The following is an 18740-nucleotide window of genomic DNA, read 5'->3' as shown; positions in this document are numbered from 1 at the left end:
TATCGTCTTGCAAATAAAAAAAGTAGAGATTTTTCGTCTGAAATTACGATTAAAAAAGTCATTTGTAGTAGCATATGAACGTTATGAGTATATGCCAATTATTTTGACGAAACTCACGACAGCAGATGGAGTCGTTGGTTGGGGAGAAGCAGTTCCTGATCAACATGTTACAGGAGAGACATGGGAGAGTACGTATCAAATTTTGAGAAATGAGTTAGCACCGTTAATTATTAATGAAAATCCGTTTAATATCAATTTTATTCATGAAAAAATGAATCAGAAAATATACGGCGTGCCATCGGCAAAGGCGGCAATTGATATCGCTCTATATGACCTTATGGGAAAAATCACAAGTCAGCCATTATATCATTTAATTGGTGGCCAGTTCCATAGTGAACTAGAAATCCCTCAAGTTGTAGGAATCCAGCCCCCTAACGAAATGGCAGAAGAAGCTAAGCAGTTCGTAGACCAAGGCTTCCGTCAAATAAAAATCAAACTAGGAACGGCACTTAAAGATGATATTGAACGGATCAAAGCCATTAGAGACACTATTGGTGATAGCATTAAGTTGAGAGTGGATGCCAACCAAGGATGGACACGAAGCGACACGCTTAAATTTATCGAACATACAAAAGACTACATGATTGAATGGATCGAACAACCTGTAAAAGCTTCTGACTTTCATTCCTTAGCACAAATTAGAGAAGCTGCTCATGTGAAAATTATGGCTGATGAGAGCATTCATACAGCAGAATCCTTGCTAAGACTAATTGAAAAAGGTGGCATCGACTTAGTGAACATTAAGCTAATGAAGACTGGAGGAATATTTCCTGCCTTAGCACTTGCCAAACTGGCAGAAACGGCTGGTATAGAATGTCAAGTTGGATCGATGATCGAGTCTGCTATTGGTACGATGGCAGGATCTCATTTAGCGATCTCGCAAGCGATTATTCGTTACAATGATATGGCCAGTCCACTTATCTTTGCTGAGGATGTTGCTGAAATTCACTATAATGGCGATCGGCTAAAGCTTGGTAAGGCTCCTGGTTTAGGAATTAACGTGAATGAGTTGTTTGTTAAAGAAAAAGCAGTCCAATGTTGTACGGTCGAATAAAGAAATAGTAAGCAAGGGGAGTTTATTTTTATAAAAAAGATCATAGCAACGATTACATAAAGGTATAACCAAATGGTCATTCTATAACAATTTAAAAAATAAACTTCTATAACCCTATCAATAAAAAAATGAGAACACCTTAATGGTGCTCTCATTTTTTATTTATACATGGTCTCTCGCTATTTTTTTCGTCCATGTTTTATTAAATACTTCTTTATCCTTTTCGTAGGCTGTCATTGTATTCGTGAGATAAAAATTGGTTTCATCACTCGTCATTTCACTATACGTGACCAATTTTGTTTGCCAATCATCCCGACCTACTTTTAATTCCCATTCGCACTGAACTTTAGCAGAAAGGGGGTCATTCTCTTTAATTGTATACGTATTTTTATTAATGCTCCCATACTGCATTCCATTATCGGGAAGACGACGCTCCCCTTCATCAGAGTAGTCCTCTAACTTCCATATTCCATCAATCAAATTATGAATAACGTTACGAGTTCTCTCCTCTTTGCGAATAATTTCTCGTTCCATTACCTTGGCTGTTTCTGGTGGGCCAAACTTGCCACAATCCTTATCCTTTGGTTGTGGTGTGCGAACAGGCAGAATCATACGTGTTTCTTCACCTGCATGCAAAGTCAATGTAACAGGTTTAGGAGAAGGCCATGCTTGTGGCCAGTACGTTGGTGAAATAGCCACTTCTAGACTATGTCCTTTCGGTACCTGTTGTCCCAGTGAATCTAGCTGAACGGTAACATTATATTTTCTCCCAGGAACTAATTTCCCTGGATACTCATGAGAATTGCGATGAGTCAGGTTCAACATGCCATAGCTAATTAATGTAGATTCCCCAGTTGGTGCCTTCACACTTAGGCGTACAGCAAGTAAAGCATCTTCCTGATCAGCAGAAATCACGCCATGAAATACAGGGTGCCCTAATAAATCGATTGTCTTCTCCATTGGTTCAGAAGTAAAGACAACGGATTTGCCATTTTCTAAGCGCTGATCATCTGGGAGGTCACCTGGTTGGCCAAAGGGACAGAATACTCCTGCATATAAACCATGTTGCTGCACACTTGGAACGTTTATTTTTTCATCAGCAAGGAGTTCCTTTTCCCTAGTTAACTTCCCCTCACTCAACCAAAATGCTGTGTCCGTTACGGAGTTAGCTGGCCAAGCATCGTCAGCAACCCACTTCCCTGGTCGCTCATCATATGTCACTTGTGGAAGCTCACTTTCCTGAATCCATGATGTTAGCTTCGGCTCTTCCATGATCCCCGTATCTTTTCCTTTTAGCCAGTGATCCCACCAACGCAAACATTCTTGTAAAAATCCAATGGCCGGTTCTGGAGTAGCTACTTCTGGATATTCATGTGCCCATGGTCCAATAAGGCCTTTACTAACAGGCAAATTTTTAAGTAAACGGAATACTGCATCCGTATAGCCATCCTGCCAACCACTCACTGCAAAAACAGGGATTTGAATTGCAGAGAAGTCTTCACAAACGGATCCATGTTTCCAGTAATCATCCCGTCGTTGGTGACGTAACCACTCCTCCACAAACGGCGGTGTATGTTCAAGTCTCTCCAACCAGTTATCGCGCCAGCTCTCCCCAACCACATTCGGATCTTGTGGACGGGCATTATAAGCAAACATGGTAGAAGCCCACCAAAGCATGTCTGAGGCTAGCACGTTTCCACCTCGATAATGAACATCATCTGCATAGCGATCATCCGTAGAGCATAGCGTAATAATTGTTTTTAGAGCAGGGTGCTTGTGGGCTGCTACTTGCAAACTATTAAAACCACCCCATGATTTTCCTATCATACCAACATGGCCTGTACACCACGGTTGTGCCGTTAACCAATCTAATATCTCTAATGCATCATCTTGCTCCTGTTTTAAATATTCATCGAGCAATATCCCATCAGAATCACCAGAACCTCTAATGTCCACACGGATACTTGCATAGCCATGGCCTGCAAAGTATGGATGTCTAATAGAATCACGAATAGCGGTGAAATCATTCTTTCGATATGGAATATACTCTAGAATCGCGGGAACGGGATTTTCATCGGCATCCTCTGGTAACCAAATGGTTGCTGCTAGCTTCTTGCCATCGGACATTGGGATCCATACATTTTCTATTTTCTTTACCGTATGGGGAAAGTCCGTTATAATTCTCCGTTCTTTTGAATCCTTGATGTTAAAAACCAATGATGGTCATCCTCTCCTAAAAAATTCTTTATTATATTACAGGCGAAAAAGAAATTTCTTCCCTTTTCTCCTCTTCAACGACATTCATGACACAGTCTTCAATAAAAAATAATGTACGGCGAATCGCTTCCTCTTTCGAATAATCACGCCTTTGATTCATAAATGTATTCATCATGCCTTTCCAAATCATAAGGGTCATATCTGCAATAAAGTCGATGTTCTCCTCTTTTATGAATCCTTCACTCACGGCACTTTGGATATATAGTGCGCTTCGCTTTGAAAAACTGTGCTCCATAATAATCGATTGAATTTGTTCCGGTAACCCAATGATTTCGTCTTTATATATTTTGTAATAATCATCTAAAAGTGTTTGTGGATGCGTTCCTAGATTATCCATAAAAATAATTGAATAAATTTCCGGTTGCTCGAAGGAGTGCTTACAAAAACACTCCCACGAATATAACCATTTCTCAATTATGTTATTTCCCTTTTCCATATAGGACGGCAATTCATTAACATATTGCGCTGTAAAACGCATGGCCGCAAAAAATTTTAAATGAGATAAATCTTTAAAATAATTGTAGGCCGTAGAACTGGTGAAACCTGCACGGTCAGCAATTTTACGAATCGTAACATTCTTCGTTCCCTCTTCTTCAATCACTTCCGTTGCAGCATCTAAAAAATATTTCCACATTCTCGCACGTTGAATATCTTTTCGTCCTGCATTCATTTATTTACTTCCTTTCTTCAACTCTGGAAATAACAATGTTATCGCTCCCTACAACTCGCTCGCTTATCACGAGCATACACTCATTCACTTAACCATAATGTTATTATTCATAAGCACAAGGGTCTACTTTGTTTTTACATAAACATGGATAGATTCATCTTGCTTTAACCATTTTATTAACGATCCTGCCATGAGAACATACATGATTAAAACAGGAACGGCAACCAATACAGAGGAGGTTTGTACTACAGAAAGTCCCCCTGCAATTGTGAGACTAATAGCTAGTGCAGAAAGCAATATCCCCCACATTAGACGGTGCCAACGAGCTGGTTCCCCGTTTTCTGTTAAATTTTTCGTGGCAACACTTGCTATTACATAACTTGCAGAATCTAAAGACGTTGCTAAGAAAATAAACCCTAATATAAGGAAGAAAGTTGAAACGACAACCGGCATTGGTAAGGAATTGAGTACAGCTACAATAACGGATGTATCGCCTTGCTCTGCTTGAATCGCCGCTAAATTAATTTGTCCTGTTAACTGTAAGTCCATAGCGTAGCCACCGAAGACACCGAAGTATAACCAACTTCCGACCGATCCCCATAATAATACGTTAAACACTAACTCTCGAATACTTCTTCCTTTTGAAATACGCGCTACGAAGATCCCAATAAATGGAGCCGTAGCTGCAAACCAAGCCCAGTAGAATACTGTCCATGCTTGTGGGAAGCCACTTTGATGAATCGGATCCGTGTATAAACTCATCATCCAGAAATTATCGAGCATGATACCTAAGCTGTTCGTAAAATATGAAAGTAGAAATAGAGTCGGCCCTACAATGATCACAAATAAAGCAAGACCTAATGCCATATACACATTGTAGTCACTTAACTTACGAATACCCTTATATAAACCAAAATACGCACTAAAACTAAAAATAAATGTCCAAATCACGATAATGAAAATATTAAGCCATAATGACTGCTCGACGCCTATTAAGTTTCCTAGGACAGCAGCAACCATTGGTACTCCAAGGCCAAGTGACGTTCCAAGCCCACCAATCATACTCCAAATCACCAATACATCAATGGCCTTTCCTAAAAATCCATCTGCATGTTTTCCAAGCACACCTCGGCAGGCAGCACTGATTTTTAATGACGCATTCTTCTTCACATAAAAGCTATACGCCATGACGACCGCAGGTAGCGCATATAATGCCCATGCGGAAATGCCCCAGTGAAATAAACCGTAACTTACAGCGTATTCTGCAGCAGTACTAGACTCTGCTTCAAAGCCAAATGGCGGCCAAGTATAGTAGTAAAGTGGTTCGACAATCGACCAAAACATAATACTTGTCCCCATACTTGCTGTAAACAACATGCCTCCCCAGCTGAACCTAGAAAACTCAGGTACATCATGTTGATCCCCAAGTTTTACACGACCGTACTTCCCTACCATTAACCAAATCAAAATAATAAATAATCCAATGGTCAAAAATTCAAATGCCCAATCCAAACGGTACGTAATACCTGTCATCATATCCGATACGACTGGTCCTGCAGTTTCTCGAAAGATTACTAATAATAATGTTGCAATAACAATTAAAATTAATGATGGCCAAAAAATAGATTTCTCAACTCTAGAATTATTCATGCTGTTCACATACCTCCAGTTATTTTCCATAATAGTTTCATAGTTTTTCTTTTTCTATAGGAACAAGGACATTTCTTGCCCCAATTACTAGTGCAGCCCTCCCTTGCGTTTTTCGTATACGTAAATAGTAAGCTCTAGAAACAATTGTTGAACACATTCTTTTTATGAACAAGTTTATTTCATGAACGTGTTCATATTAACACAAAATAAAAAAAAGTCAAAAGGAGCAAGGGGACGGTTCAAGACTGGTGAAAAAAGGACCTCGAATAGGGTAGTAAAAAAGGGAAAAACACCCTTTTTCATTACCCTACTTCAAATAGGAAATAATGTTTTCGTAAAGCACCCGTTAGTTATAAATAGGTGGCATTTGTTGATGTTCATTTTTTAAGGAAACGTGAAGTTCATGGTCATCATTAATGGAAGCGAAGAAGACGCGGTTTACTTGTGCAATCTGTCTTCTTTGTAATTCAGCCACTAACCATTGTCGACTTAAACCTAAATAATTTAGTATATCTTCGTAAATTTTCCCTTCTACGATCAATGGATAAGACAAACTTTTACTTTTCTTTTTTACATTTATATCCTCGATGGTTATCCCCAATTTATTTTCTTTTTTCAACACACTTATTTGCCCATTCGCTTCGATAATGGCAATTTTAACATCACTAATATCAAAAATATTTTTTTGCCGTAACATTTGCAACACGTTATCGATGCTATACCTAATCCTTTTTAAGTTTTCCACTAAGAATTTCCCATCTTGAATGACTAGCGTAGGTTCGAACGTTATTTTTTTCCCTATTTTTCGATGCGTAATTGATAAGTAGGCAGTTAATCTTTGTATCATTGGAATTACTATAATAGCTAAATAAGTATAAATATTATCTACTTTTGGATCAGCAATGTCAGCTCCTACAACATTGGCCAAGGTCATAATGATGAGAAAGTCGAAAATAGGCATTTCTCCAATGGAACGTTTGCCCATATAATGTGTAATTAATAAAAATAACGGGAAAATCGTAAAAATTCTCGCTAATATAATAGCTGACTCTTTTAAAACCTCCATATGTTTTCACCTATTCCTTTTCCGGAGTACATAAGTAGAAGATTTACCGCATGAGTTTCATGATAGTTATCCCCAATATGTGGAGGAATATTACATTCATTACAGTTGGAGAATACATTAAACAAATACAGCCTAAAAAAGTTGAATTCCTGTGCGCTCAAGAACCGACTTTTTTAGGTTGTTCTGCTAAAGCTATTCGTTATTTGAATGAGAATATGAAGATCTAACAACATCACTTCATTGTGTTATTTAATAGACTCTGCAATATTTATAAAGGTATCTAAACTAACCTTTTTTGGATTTCCACCGAAATGATACCCTAAACTGTTCTTTGTAAATGCTAAAGAATGAAAGTATTCGTGGTGCTGTCTATAATAAGCTTTTTCTCCACTTTTAAGGGTGTAAAGTTTATCTTTCTCTTCAATAAATACTTGTAGATCCACTTCTTTCATTACATAAAATACAAAATCAAGAGTTGGGTATTCGTTAATTTTTCCAAGCCTCATATAATGCAAATTCAGTCGACCTTCTTCATCGATTTTTCCAAACTGATGTGATGGTTCAAAAGGCAGTATTTTAGGGAGACTGACCTTTTTCTTATTCTTTTGCTCAAATTGTGAAATTGCTTCTTCTGCTGGAATATAGTTATTACCTTGTATAAAATCCTCTAGTTGATTTTCCTCATGGGATTTCCCTTGTACATCAATAGTGTTAAAAGCCATCGTAATAAAAATTGAAATGACCAAAACCTTAATAATACTATAATTGAATGTTTTCATTAAAACCCTCCATGTTAAACCATTAAGTTTAACATGTGTATGTATAACCTAAATATACCAAAAAGCCCCTTCTATATAACAGAGAAGGGGCCAATCAAAAAATTAGTTATTTTTTATAAAGCGATTTACAGTTTTTTTATTTAAAACGGATACTGTCTCTTTTCTTCCTGAATCGATACCCATTTATACTGTGTAAATTCATCAATAACAAATGGAACCCCAAAGCGTCCTACACCTGAGTTACGCATGCCACCGAATGGGATATTCGGAAAGTCGTTTACTGTTTGGTCATTGATATGAGTCATACCGAATTCCAGACCTACTGCATATTCACGTCCTTTTTCAATATCGCTCGTAAATATAGCAGAGCTTAAACCAAACTCTGTATCGCCTGCAAATGCAATGGCTTCTTCATCACTCGTCGCTTTCACAACTAATGCGATTGGACCAAACAATTCTGTTTGAGCAATCTCGCTGGCGTTATCAACATTTCCTAATACATACGGTGTCATGATATTGCCTTCCACTTTCCCTTCTAGCAAAACATCTACACCAGCACTTTTCGTCTTTTCTACGTTTTTAAGCGCTTTCGATAATTGCGTTTGATTGATAAGTGGTCCTACAACTGTATTAGGATTTAATGGATCACCATATGGCAGATTTTTTGCACGTTCTACAAACTTTGTTGTAAATTCATCATAATGCTTCTCATGTACTATAAAACGATTAATGATCATGCAGATCTGCCCTTGGTGTAGGTACTTTCCAAAAATGGCAGCATCAACAGCTTGGTCGACATCGGCATCTTCTAACACAACGAACGGTGCGTTGCCACCAAGTTCTAATGCGACACGTTTAAAATGTTTCCCAGCAACTGTTGAAATGTGACGTCCCACTGGTGTTGAACCTGTAAAAGAAATAAGTTTCACCCGTGGATCTTCCAACATTGCATCTCCGATTTCTTGTGGCGTAGTTAACAGTGAAGAAAACACACCTGCTGGCATACCAGCCTCTTCAAAAGCTTTGGCAATTAATGACCCTGAAACAATCCCAACTTGAATATCTGCTTTGTGGACTACTGCATTTCCTAAAGCAAGTGCTGGTAGGATTCCCCTTAATGATAGGTAAAGTGGGAAGTTAAATGGCGCAATTGATGAGGTTACACCTAAAGGTATGCGATGTATTTCATTTACTTTACCTGGCATAAACTCATGATCTGGATTCCACTTTTCATAAGCTTTGTCAATAATGCTACCGTAAGCTTTAAAAGCCCCTAATGTAATATTATATTCTAACTGCGCTTTAAATGGCGCACTACCTGTTTCGATCGCTAATAAATGCAGAATCTCTTCTTTATGATTTTCAAAGAACTTTGCAGCTTTTTGGAATACTTCTTTCCGTAATTCTGCATTCTTTCCCCATTCTAGATGTGTATTTTCTGCATGTTTATATGCTTCTTCTACTTGTTCTTTCGAAGCTATCTTTACATCTGTTAAAGGTTCATTATTATAAGGGTTCGAAATAGTGATAACTTCACTTCCTTGCCCATCTACCCATTGACCATTAATATAACTTTTATTTAACTGTAAGAACTGTTCGACTCTGTTTTTTTGTGTAGCATTCTCCATTTAACAATACCCCTCTTCTATGATTTTAGTTATCTTCCATTAACTAAACAAAATTACTGGTTTTATTGTTTTTCCAGACTCCATATCATGAATGGCTTTATCTAGCTCAGTCATTTCATATGTTTTGATTAATTTATCAAACGGAAATTTTCCTTCTTTGTAGTAACTAATTAACTCAGGGATAAATAATTTTGGAACGGATTGTCCTTCAACTACGCCAACGAGTGTTTTATTCATCGGGATTAATTCATCATGAATATGAAATTCTAAATTTCCAGCTACACCAACTACAGCTATTATACCTAATGCTCTTACTGAACGAATTGCTTGCAGAACAACTGAAGATACACCTGAAGTTTCTATTGCGTAGTGTACACCCCCTTTTGAAATCTGTTGGATTTCTTCAACTACCTCCGTCGCACGTCCGTTCACAAGATGAGTAGCTCCTAAATCTTTTGCTATATTTAGTCGCTCTTCATTTATGTCTACTGCAATTATCGTTTTACAGTTAGCAAGTTTTGCTGCCATTACAGCACTTAAACCGACCGATCCACACCCAAATATCACGATTGCTTCATTGATGTTAGGTTTTAATTTATTTAATACTGTCCCAGCACCCGTTTGAACCCCACATGCTAGAGGTCCAAGAATGGCCAAATCAATTTCCTCACCCTCTATTTTCACAGTGTTCCGAATATTAGAAATGCAGTGAGTTGCTAGAGAGGATTGACCAAAGAGATTGGCAACTTTCTGGTCTCCATCTATGATTTTTGAATTAGATGATTCCATCGATATACCAAAATTATCTTGAAAGAAATTTTCACAAGCACTTGGCACACCATGTAAACAGTTCGTACATTTACCACAGTAATTAAAAGAGACAACGACATGATCGCCCACTTCAAATCCCGTTACAGCAGGTCCCACTTTTTCAATAATCCCAGCGCCTTCATGCCCTAAAACAATTGGCAGTGGAGTTGGGGTGATATTATGTAATACGTTTAAATCTGTATGACAAAGCCCTGTTCCTACTACCTTAATTAAAATCTCATCTGCGTCTAACTCTCTTAATTGAATATCTTTTAATACAACTTCTGAGTTTTCTGCTACATACGCTTTGGCTTCCATTCTAATCCCCCCATACGTTTAACAAGATAATAACAGTAAGGACAAATGTAATGATTTTCTAGCTATTTAAATCTTTTTAGATTTCTAAAACAGATCTAATAAGATATTAACAATATATCATCATCTACCAGACTTTACCATAATTATGTGAATGATTTTAATATTATGAAATTATTTCGTCTAATCTTCATAATGATTTGATAATAAAAAAAACCACCTTGTTTGCATAACCAAACAAGGTGGCTAAATGTTCTATTCGATAGATTAAAACCCTCTGGTGCAAGGTTTTGTTGGCGAGGCATCGCCTAGTAGTTTTAAATTTTTTAGGAAGGGGATAAGTAGAGTAGATAAGTAAAAAGGAGAGAATTTAATGTCTCTTGAAATCATGGCAATCGGCATATTCTTTATTACTATTCACTTACTAGCAAACGAACTACTACCTGCTGATCGTATAAAAAGATTACGTTGGTTATCCTTATCTGGAGGCTTAGCTGTTTCGTATGTTTTTATTTATGTGTTACCTTCTCTACACCGAGAACAACAGCAACTGCAGGACTATTCAGAGACTCTCACCATGGAATCAGAGTTATACTTCATTGGCCTTCTTGGTTTACTATTATTTTATGGAGTTGAAAAAGCTGTATCTAGCACAAATGAAAAAGGCAAAGGAGATCATCTCGCATACTTTTGGCTACAAACGACTTTTTTCGCCATTTACAATATGCTCATTGCATATACTGTTGTTGCTTCATTAGTAGAAGGATTTCAAGCTTTGTTTTACGGAATTGCAATCGGCCTACACTTCATTGCGGTTGCGCATGATTTATGGAGAAAAAGTCCAAAGCGCTATAACCAAATAGGTAGGTATGTCCTTGCTTCTGGAATCTGCATTGGTTGGGTAATAGGCATATCAACTACATTATCTTCCATAACCCATTCTATGATTTTGGCTTTTATTTCAGGTGCTATGATCTTAAATGTATTACAAAACGAATTGCCGAAAAAAGAGATACTCACTTTCCAACATTTGCCCTTGCTATCGTCACTTACACATCCATCACATTCGCACTTAAGTATTTTTTTCAATGGTAACGTGTGGAGCAATTGCGCTTCTTCGTGGTCCTTTTTCACCAGTCTCGGACGGTTCTTACGCTTCCTTCGGTTAATGAAACAAAACATACAAGAGATCCGTCCCCGTGCTTCCCAACCGTGAAGGAGGAACTGCCATTATGACACCTTCAGTGCATCGCTTTACTATAATAAAAGAATATGATGATAGTCCTTGCTTCTTATGTTTGCGGTAGAATTAGTATCAAATTTATGTGGGGGGATAAATGTGGACTTTCTATCTATAATATCCTTTTTGGGTGCAGCAATAGTCCTTACCATTATGCCTGGTCCAGATAACTTGTTTACTTTGGCACAGAGTATTGGAAAAGGAAAAAATGCAGGAATCTTTACTACCCTAGGACTTTGTACGGGATTACTAGTTCATATTACTGCTGCAACAATCGGAATATCAGCAATAATTTATCATTCAGCCTTTGCATTTACTGCAGTAAAATATGCAGGAGCAGCATACTTATTATTCTTAGCATATAAGTCATTTACAGATAAAACTTCAAGTTTAAACCTAGAAACCGAGGGCTCTTTGGACTATAAATCTTTATACAAAAAGGGGATAATAATGAATCTATTAAATCCAAAAGTTTCTTTGTTTTTCTTGGCATTTTTCCCACAGTTCATTAACTATGAAAATGGTAATGTTCCCATTCAAATGTTTGTCTATGGAATCTTATTTCTACTCCAAACGTTAGTCATATTCACCTTAATAAGTATGTTTGCTGGAAAGGTGGGCTATTTCCTACGCAAAAACCCAACATTATCTAAAAAGGTTAACATTATTCAAGGGTCTCTATTTGCATTTATAGGTTTAAAAATTGCCTTTAGCCAAAAATAATAAGTCTATACATATAAAAGTTGACCAAAACTACTCTATATATGTTGAATTATACTGCCTTTAACACACTAGGAGCTGTCATCGACAACTCCTAGTTCAGCTACTGCTAGCCATTGGCTAAATGTTTTGAACATATTTCTCATCAGGAATTTTATTTAACATTACATATAAACTTGTATTTACTTGTCCATTTTGGAATGCTAATTCTTCTTCCCCTGTAATCAGAAGAACATCGTCTTTCTTGGCCTTTGTTTCCTTTCCATCAATTGTAAAGATCCCTTCCCCTTCTTGAACTAAAATATAGACATTCGTGCCTGGGTGCTTATGCGATGGAAGTTGTTGCTGAGATGAAAAATTCAGCACAAAAACGGTACTTTCTCCTTCTTTAAAGATCACTCTTTTTGTAAATCTCTCTTTACTAAATTCAGTATATTCCTTTAGATTCGTTAGTTGCATATTGTACACTTCCTTTAAATTAGTTTAAAGACTTATTGATGCAGCAGTGTTTGTCTAATAGTTTATACTGATTCATTCTTAAATTAAGCCACTTTTATTGATACCCTAATCCTAAATACGCATTAATGCACCATTAGGCTTTGGCAACTCTTGACCTGTTATCTGATTCATTTTACAAAAATGTTCAAAAAATTGTTGTGCCAGCTCTTTTTCCTTTGGATCACTTTTCAACGAAACTATATCAAGCAAAACTTGAGCCATCCATGAATTATCAAAATAACGGTATTTACCTGTATTCCATGTCATTTTCTGAGGGGATTTCCCATTTACATAATATTCCCAGAAAAGCATCTGATCAGATTCATGTTCTGTAAGTTCGAGTCTGTATTTTGAATGAGCAGGAATATATCCATCTTCACAAAGCTTACCGATAAAATCTTCATTCACCATATAGACACCTAAGATACGTCTGTCTTTTTCAGGCATGCCGGAATCTATTGCTGTTAACAGGATAGCGCTATTTTGGTGCAAACGGGTGGGTTTGTTTGGCTTCCCTTTGTTATTACCACTTTTTATTACACCTGAAAAAACCTTCCACTTTGAAAAAGAGCTACTCTGTTCTTCCTTGTCACACCAAAAAACCATTTGTGATTCTGAATGGAGTTTATGATTTTTCATAAGTTTTTCATGTTCCAAACGAAGTTCATGGTTTTTTCGTTGTAGTTTTTTTTCCTCTTCTTTCTTCCATTCTTCCTCCTTTCGTTCGATTTCCTTTTTTTGTATAATTTTTTCAAGTGAATTAGCAACACTTTTATCATGTAGTTTTAGGTGCTTTCCAAATACATCTGGGTAAACAAACTTTTTATTTTCCGATGCGAAATGTATTTCAATAGTAGAATCATTATGTTTAACTATGCTACCCATGCCAAAACGCTTGTGTGTAACTTTCTTATTGATTAGATTCATTATTCTATTCCTCCTTGTAGAATAAAAACTCAGTTACTATTAGATAGTAAATTGATAATTTCATTCAACTAACTTACCTTTAAAGCTCACACAACTGTTTTAATTTTCCTTCGATTTTAAAAAGGATATTAAAAAAACGTATCCATAATTCTATCTGCAAAAACACAGTGGAATTCGGAATACGACTAAAAAACAATTGTAAGACTATTATACCATTTTCTAGAAAATATTACAAATTTATTATTGACAACATATTTTACCTTGAGGTAAAATTAAGTTTTATCTTCTACAATCCTTTGTAATAGTTATCAAATAAAGGCTCCAAAAAGTCGCGAAACTTCTGGAAAGCCCCTATAAATAACCACTTGATTACCGGTGATAAGTGGAATGATTCCACGATTAAACTAACCCTCATTACGTTGGAGACTTATCTAGCGGCGTATGGCACGACCCGGTTTTTCTTGTTTCACATTAATGTTCCACAAACTGAATTCATAGAAAAAACTCCATCCTTTCTTGATGGAGTTTCTCTCACAAACACAATCTTTGCTACACTCAGGGTCAGGCAAGACGATATATTTTTTCAATAGTAAATGTTTATTGGAGTTTACACTTTTAAAATAAGTTGAGCTACACACTCCACGTGCGTCGAATGTGGAAACATATCCACCGGTTGCACTTCCTGCGTCTTGTATCCTCCCGATTCTAACACTTTTAAATCTCTAGCAAGAGTCGCTGGATTACATGATACATACACGACGCGCTTTGGCTTCATCGAAAGGATCGTTTCGAGCAGCTGCTCCTCACAGCCCTTTCTTGGAGGGTCAACAACAATAACGTCTGCGCGAATGCCTTGATTGTACCACCATGGCATAATTTTCTCTGCTTCACCTACAGCAAAATCGACATTCGTCATCCCATTTAATTCAGCATTGCGCTTTGCATCTGCAATGGCATCGGGCACAATCTCAACTCCGTATACATGTTTGGCGCGTTGAGCAAGGAACAAAGAAATTGTACCAATGCCACAATACGCATCGATCACCGTCTCTTCACCAGTTAAATTCGCATATTCTAGCGCTTTATCGTAAAGGACCTTTGTTTGCTCTGGGTTTACTTGGTAGAATGAACGGGCTGAGATCGCAAATTTGATGTCGCCGATATAATCATGGATGTATTCTTCACCCCATAATACCTTAGTTTCATCACCAAAGATCACATTCGTCCTTTTCGGATTTATGTTTTGGACAATTGATTTTACATTCGGAATTTTAGCTTGAATCTCTTCAATGATGTTGTTCTTATTTGGAAGTTCTTTTCCTCTTGTCACAAGAACAACCATTAATTCATTGGTAACCTTCCCTTTTCTAGCTACAGCATGACGGAGAGTTCCACGGTGCTTTTCCTCGTTATATGCCCGAACGCCATACTTGTTGGCGATTTGCTTCACAACACTGATGACTTGGTCATTTTCTTCATGTTGAATGAGGCACTCATCCATATTGATGATGCGATGACTTCGTTTTTGATAAAAGCCCGCGACCACAAGTCCTCCTTCTTCTCCAACTGGTACTTGCGCTTTATTACGATAACGCCACGGGTTGTCCATGCCCAAGGTTGGATGTACCTTGACGTCTCTAAGTCCACCAATTCTTTCTAGTACATCGTTTACTTGTTTTTGTTTTGTTTGAAGTTGCGCTTCGTAGCTCAAGTGTTGAATTTGGCATCCTCCACACTGATGATAGATCGGGCATGGTGGTTCCGTTCTATCTTCACTTGCTTCTTTAATTTCTAACAAACGCGCAAATCCATAACCTTTGTTTGTTTTAACAACTTTAATATCAACGGTTTCGCCTGGTAACGTGTTCGGTACAAATAATGTGTAGCCTTCTACTTTCGCGACTCCGGCTCCTTCATGGGTTAAATCTTCTATTGTTACTTGAAGTTCCTCATTTTTTTTCACTGGTAATGAATGTTTAGTCATCTGCTTCCGTCCTTTGTTTCTATTCATGGAGTCATTGTACCACATAGAGGGAATTAGTCGAAATCATGATCACTTGATAAACTTTAATGAGGTAATGTAATAAAACTTTTTTAAAAATATTGGTATTATGTGAGGTCCATTTAGGCAAGCTATGAGTGCAAGAGATTGCGATGATATTATTTACTTAGGAGGAATTTACAATGCAACAAAACCAACAAGGTCAACAACAAGGTCAACAAGCTCAGCAAGCGGTTCAACAAGCTCAGCAAATCACTCAACAAGCTCAGCAAGCGGTTCAACAAGCGACTCAAGCTGTGCAACAAGCTCAGCAACAAGCGAACCCTCAAGCTATTCAACAAGCTCAACAACAATTGCAGCAAGCTACTCAGCAATTACAACAAGCTCAAGGTAGCGCTCAACCAGCTCAGCAACAACAATTCCAACAAGTTCAACAAGAAATCCAACAAGCGACTCAACAACTTCAACAATTACAACAACAACAAAACCAGCAGCAATAATACGCAAACAACCGTTGGAAACTCCCAACGGTTGTTTTTTTAATACATTTATCTTCCTCTTTGTAATCGATTCTTCGGTGTTAACATTTGAAAGTGCTGATACATGTTCACAAACTCAGCTGGCAGAGCTCCGCCATGTTCACCATCCAAGTTCAATTGCATATCATCACCTTCTACTTGGACCTTGATCCGGTTTGCATGGACATAGATTACTTTCGGATGGTTGATATGTTCACCACGAAGTGCTAGCGTTGCAACATGGAGAAACTCAGGAAAAGTCGTCTTTTTGACAATAATAAAGTCAAACATCCCATCCTGAATGGAGGCATCCGGAGCCAGTTTTTCAAATCCACCGACTGAATTGGTGTTTGAGACAAGAAACATCATAATCTCGCCTTCAAATACTTTTCCATCATATTCAATCCGAACCATTTTTGGAGATATTTGTGGGAGCTTTTCCAACCCTTTAATGTAATATGCTAGTTGACCTACGGCTGTTTTCATTTTACTAGGTACTTCATAAGTTAATTCTGTTAATGAACCACCTGCTGCAATATTGATAAAATAACGATCGTTGACACGCCCAATATCAATTGGCTCAAAATGATCTCCACATAACACATCACAAGCCTTTTCGATGTCACGTGGAATTCGTAATGCCCGCGCAAGGTCATTCGTTGTACCTGCTGGGATAATACCAATTTTCGGTCTCATCTCTAAATCGGCCAGTCCATTAACTACTTCAAAGATCGTTCCATCTCCACCTGCTGCAACGACTAAGTCATAGTTGTTTTCACCCGCTTTACGTGCCGCTCGTTTCGCACAGCCTTCTCCTGTTGTGGCATGAGTGGATGTTTCATACCCAGCCTGCTCAAGTCGTTCTAAAATATAAGCCAAACTTTTTCGAACTTGTTCTCTCCCAGCTGTCGGATTATAAATAAGTCGAGCCCTTTTCATACAGATCCCCTACTTTATCTCTCATAATAAATTCCACTCTTGACAAAGATATACTGCTTGTATTGTACATTACTTAACGTATGTTCAGCAAATGTCATTATTTGATAAAAAAATCTGTCTCAGTGAGACAGATTTTTAATAGCGTTTAGCGCTTCGCAATTTCCTCAAGTAACAACTTGTTCACCATTGGAGGATTTGCTTTTCCTTTTGAAGCTTTCATAATTTGTCCTACAAGAAAACCAATTGCTTTTTCTTTTCCACCTTTATAATCTTCAACCGATTGTGGGTTGTTATCAAGAACCTCTGTCACCATCTTGAGAAGTTCGCCTTCATCAGAAATTTGAACAAGGCCCTTCTCTTGAACAATCTTCTCAGGTTCTCCACCAGACTCAATAAGCTCTTTGAAAACTTTCTTCGCGATTTTCGACGAAATCGTCCCTTTTTCAATGAGCTGAATCATTTTGGCAAGTCCTTCTGGTGTAAGGGCTACATCATGAAGTTCTTTTTGTTCTGCATTTAAATACCCAGACACTTCACCCATTAACCAGTTTGATGCCTGCTTTGCACCTGCCCCATTTTCAATCGTCTCTTCAAAGAAATCTGACATTTCTTTTGTAAGAGTAAGTACGGTTGCATCATACGCCGGGAGACCAAGCTCTTCTACATAACGCTTCTTACGTGCGTCTGGAAGTTCAGGGATTTCAGCACGGATGCGCGCTTTCCAGTCTTCATCAATGTACAAGTCAACAAGATCAGGTTCTGGGAAGTAACGGTAATCATCAGACCCTTCTTTTACACGCATTAAGACCGTCTTGTTTGCTGCTTCATCATAACGGCGTGTTTCTTGTTCGATGATGCCACCAGATAGAAGAACTTGCTCTTGACGCTTCTCTTCATATTCAAGACCTTTACGAACAAAGTTAAATGAATTTAAGTTTTTAAGTTCTGTCTTTGTTCCGAACTTCTCTTGTCCAACTGGACGAAGGGAAATATTCGCATCACAACGAAGCGAGCCTTCTTCCATTTTACAATCAGAAACTCCCGTATATTGGATAATCGCTTTTAACTTCTCCAAGTATGCATAAGCTTCTTCAGGAGTACGGATATCCGGCTCAGAGACAATCTCAACTAACGGAGTTCCTTGACGGTTATAGTCAACAAGTGAATAGCCGTTTCCAGAGTGCGTTAGCTTCCCTGCATCTTCTTCCATATGAATGCGTGTGATCCCAATTCGCTTCTTTTGTCCATCTACTTCAATTTCAATCCACCCATTCTCACCAATCGGCTTATCAAACTGTGAAATTTGATAAGCTTTCGGGTTATCTGGGTAAAAGTAGTTTTTACGGTCAAACTTTGTATCTGTCGCCACTTCACAATTTAATGCCATCGCAGCTTTCATAGCAAATTCAACAACCGACTTATTCAATACAGGCAAAACCCCCGGATAACCAAGATCAATTACGCTTGTATTTGAATTTGGCTCAGATCCGAAGTGGTTCGGACTAGCTGAGAAAATTTTCGATTCCGTTTTTAACTCGACGTGGACCTCAAGTCCAATAATTGTTTCGAAACTCATCGCAGTCTCCC

At 37.8% G+C, this 18740-nt stretch carries 16 protein-coding genes; 4 read left to right on the top strand and 12 right to left on the bottom strand.

The genetic code is table 11. The annotated features are described in order from the left end of the window. Window positions 1-7 precede the first annotated feature (7 nt). Window positions 8-1114 (top strand): mandelate racemase/muconate lactonizing enzyme family protein, encoded by a 1107-nt coding sequence (locus AC1FXZ_RS16890; protein ID WP_480055775.1) that lies wholly within the window; start codon window positions 8-10, stop codon window positions 1112-1114. A gap of 162 nt (window positions 1115-1276) precedes the next feature. On the opposite strand, the gene AC1FXZ_RS16885 is transcribed toward AC1FXZ_RS16890, so the two are convergent. The 7 genes from AC1FXZ_RS16885 to AC1FXZ_RS16855 all read right to left on the bottom strand — a co-directional run bounded on the left by AC1FXZ_RS16885 (window position 1277) and on the right by AC1FXZ_RS16855 (window position 10312). Next, the gene (locus tag AC1FXZ_RS16885; RefSeq protein WP_480055773.1) at window positions 1277-3331 is read right to left on the bottom strand and encodes a CocE/NonD family hydrolase; all 2055 of its coding nucleotides are present in this window, start codon (window positions 3329-3331) and stop codon (window positions 1277-1279) included. Window positions 3332-3362: 31 nt separating this feature from the next. Beyond that, a complete protein-coding gene (locus AC1FXZ_RS16880; protein WP_480055771.1) occupies window positions 3363-4061 on the bottom strand; it encodes a TetR/AcrR family transcriptional regulator in 699 nt (232 codons plus the stop codon). Window positions 4062-4184: 123 nt separating this feature from the next. Continuing rightward, window positions 4185-5711: a BCCT family transporter gene (locus AC1FXZ_RS16875; RefSeq protein WP_480055769.1), complete on the bottom strand. Its 1527-nt coding sequence runs from the start codon at window positions 5709-5711 to the stop codon at window positions 4185-4187. Window positions 5712-6057: 346 nt separating this feature from the next. Next, window positions 6058-6777: a DUF421 domain-containing protein gene (locus AC1FXZ_RS16870; RefSeq protein ID WP_480055767.1), complete on the bottom strand. Its 720-nt coding sequence runs from the start codon at window positions 6775-6777 to the stop codon at window positions 6058-6060. Window positions 6778-7022: 245 nt separating this feature from the next. Then, window positions 7023-7556: an autoinducer gene (locus AC1FXZ_RS16865; protein WP_480055765.1), complete on the bottom strand. Its 534-nt coding sequence runs from the start codon at window positions 7554-7556 to the stop codon at window positions 7023-7025. A 140-nt stretch (window positions 7557-7696) separates the two neighbouring features. After that, window positions 7697-9184 (bottom strand): aldehyde dehydrogenase family protein, encoded by a 1488-nt coding sequence (locus AC1FXZ_RS16860; RefSeq protein ID WP_480055763.1) that lies wholly within the window; start codon window positions 9182-9184, stop codon window positions 7697-7699. A gap of 39 nt (window positions 9185-9223) precedes the next feature. Further along, entirely contained in the window at window positions 9224-10312 is a 1089-nt protein-coding gene (locus AC1FXZ_RS16855) for an NAD(P)-dependent alcohol dehydrogenase (RefSeq protein ID WP_480055761.1), read from the bottom strand. 370 nt (window positions 10313-10682) lie between these two features. Here AC1FXZ_RS16855 and AC1FXZ_RS16850 point away from each other — a divergent pair, with 370 nt between their 5' ends. Both AC1FXZ_RS16850 and AC1FXZ_RS16845 read left to right on the top strand, forming a co-directional pair. Further along, on the top strand, window positions 10683-11525 hold the full coding sequence (locus AC1FXZ_RS16850; protein WP_480055759.1) for a hypothetical protein: 843 nt from the start codon (window positions 10683-10685) through the stop codon (window positions 11523-11525). A gap of 123 nt (window positions 11526-11648) precedes the next feature. Continuing rightward, window positions 11649-12272: a LysE family translocator gene (locus AC1FXZ_RS16845; RefSeq protein WP_480055757.1), complete on the top strand. Its 624-nt coding sequence runs from the start codon at window positions 11649-11651 to the stop codon at window positions 12270-12272. Between the two features lie 117 nt (window positions 12273-12389). Here the strand turns inward: AC1FXZ_RS16845 and AC1FXZ_RS16840 are convergent, their stop codons facing one another. From AC1FXZ_RS16840 to rlmD, 3 genes are all read right to left on the bottom strand, one after another. Next, window positions 12390-12728 carry a cupin domain-containing protein gene (locus AC1FXZ_RS16840; protein WP_480055755.1) on the bottom strand — a complete coding sequence of 113 codons (339 nt, stop codon included), beginning with the start codon at window positions 12726-12728 and terminating at the stop codon, window positions 12390-12392. A 111-nt stretch (window positions 12729-12839) separates the two neighbouring features. Beyond that, a complete protein-coding gene (locus AC1FXZ_RS16835; RefSeq protein ID WP_480055753.1) occupies window positions 12840-13694 on the bottom strand; it encodes a malate synthase in 855 nt (284 codons plus the stop codon). Window positions 13695-14301: 607 nt separating this feature from the next. Continuing rightward, entirely contained in the window at window positions 14302-15678 is a 1377-nt protein-coding gene (gene rlmD, locus AC1FXZ_RS16830; protein ID WP_480055751.1) for a 23S rRNA (uracil(1939)-C(5))-methyltransferase RlmD, read from the bottom strand. 200 nt (window positions 15679-15878) lie between these two features. Here rlmD and AC1FXZ_RS16825 point away from each other — a divergent pair, with 200 nt between their 5' ends. Next, the gene (locus AC1FXZ_RS16825; protein ID WP_480055749.1) at window positions 15879-16196 is read left to right on the top strand and encodes a hypothetical protein; all 318 of its coding nucleotides are present in this window, start codon (window positions 15879-15881) and stop codon (window positions 16194-16196) included. Window positions 16197-16244: 48 nt separating this feature from the next. Here the strand turns inward: AC1FXZ_RS16825 and AC1FXZ_RS16820 are convergent, their stop codons facing one another. Further along, window positions 16245-17153 carry a diacylglycerol kinase gene (locus AC1FXZ_RS16820; RefSeq protein WP_480055747.1) on the bottom strand — a complete coding sequence of 303 codons (909 nt, stop codon included), beginning with the start codon at window positions 17151-17153 and terminating at the stop codon, window positions 16245-16247. Between the two features lie 145 nt (window positions 17154-17298). Beyond that, the gene (gatB, locus tag AC1FXZ_RS16815) at window positions 17299-18729 is read right to left on the bottom strand and encodes an Asp-tRNA(Asn)/Glu-tRNA(Gln) amidotransferase subunit GatB (protein ID WP_480055745.1); all 1431 of its coding nucleotides are present in this window, start codon (window positions 18727-18729) and stop codon (window positions 17299-17301) included. Window positions 18730-18740 lie beyond the last annotated feature (11 nt).

The sequence above is a fragment of the Halalkalibacter sp. HAAS-P014 genome, from assembly GCF_056619965.1.
The sequence above is the reverse complement of the archived record's forward strand: the minus strand, read 5'-3'. Positions and strand labels throughout refer to the sequence as shown.

Coding starts and splice junctions, on each gene's coding strand:
- AC1FXZ_RS16880 (WP_480055771.1), bottom strand. CDS start 4,061: ATGAATGCAGGACGAAAAGATATTCAACGTGCGAGAATGTGGAAATAT.
- AC1FXZ_RS16875 (WP_480055769.1), bottom strand. CDS start 5,711: ATGAATAATTCTAGAGTTGAGAAATCTATTTTTTGGCCATCATTAATT.
- AC1FXZ_RS16870 (WP_480055767.1), bottom strand. CDS start 6,777: ATGGAGGTTTTAAAAGAGTCAGCTATTATATTAGCGAGAATTTTTACG.
- AC1FXZ_RS16865 (WP_480055765.1), bottom strand. CDS start 7,556: ATGAAAACATTCAATTATAGTATTATTAAGGTTTTGGTCATTTCAATT.
- AC1FXZ_RS16860 (WP_480055763.1), bottom strand. CDS start 9,184: ATGGAGAATGCTACACAAAAAAACAGAGTCGAACAGTTCTTACAGTTA.
- AC1FXZ_RS16855 (WP_480055761.1), bottom strand. CDS start 10,312: ATGGAAGCCAAAGCGTATGTAGCAGAAAACTCAGAAGTTGTATTAAAA.
- AC1FXZ_RS16850 (WP_480055759.1), top strand. CDS start 10,683: ATGTCTCTTGAAATCATGGCAATCGGCATATTCTTTATTACTATTCAC.
- AC1FXZ_RS16840 (WP_480055755.1), bottom strand. CDS start 12,728: ATGCAACTAACGAATCTAAAGGAATATACTGAATTTAGTAAAGAGAGA.
- AC1FXZ_RS16835 (WP_480055753.1), bottom strand. CDS start 13,694: ATGAATCTAATCAATAAGAAAGTTACACACAAGCGTTTTGGCATGGGT.
- rlmD (WP_480055751.1), bottom strand. CDS start 15,678: ATGACTAAACATTCATTACCAGTGAAAAAAAATGAGGAACTTCAAGTA.
- AC1FXZ_RS16825 (WP_480055749.1), top strand. CDS start 15,879: ATGCAACAAAACCAACAAGGTCAACAACAAGGTCAACAAGCTCAGCAA.
- AC1FXZ_RS16820 (WP_480055747.1), bottom strand. CDS start 17,153: ATGAAAAGGGCTCGACTTATTTATAATCCGACAGCTGGGAGAGAACAA.
- gatB (WP_480055745.1), bottom strand. CDS start 18,729: ATGAGTTTCGAAACAATTATTGGACTTGAGGTCCACGTCGAGTTAAAA.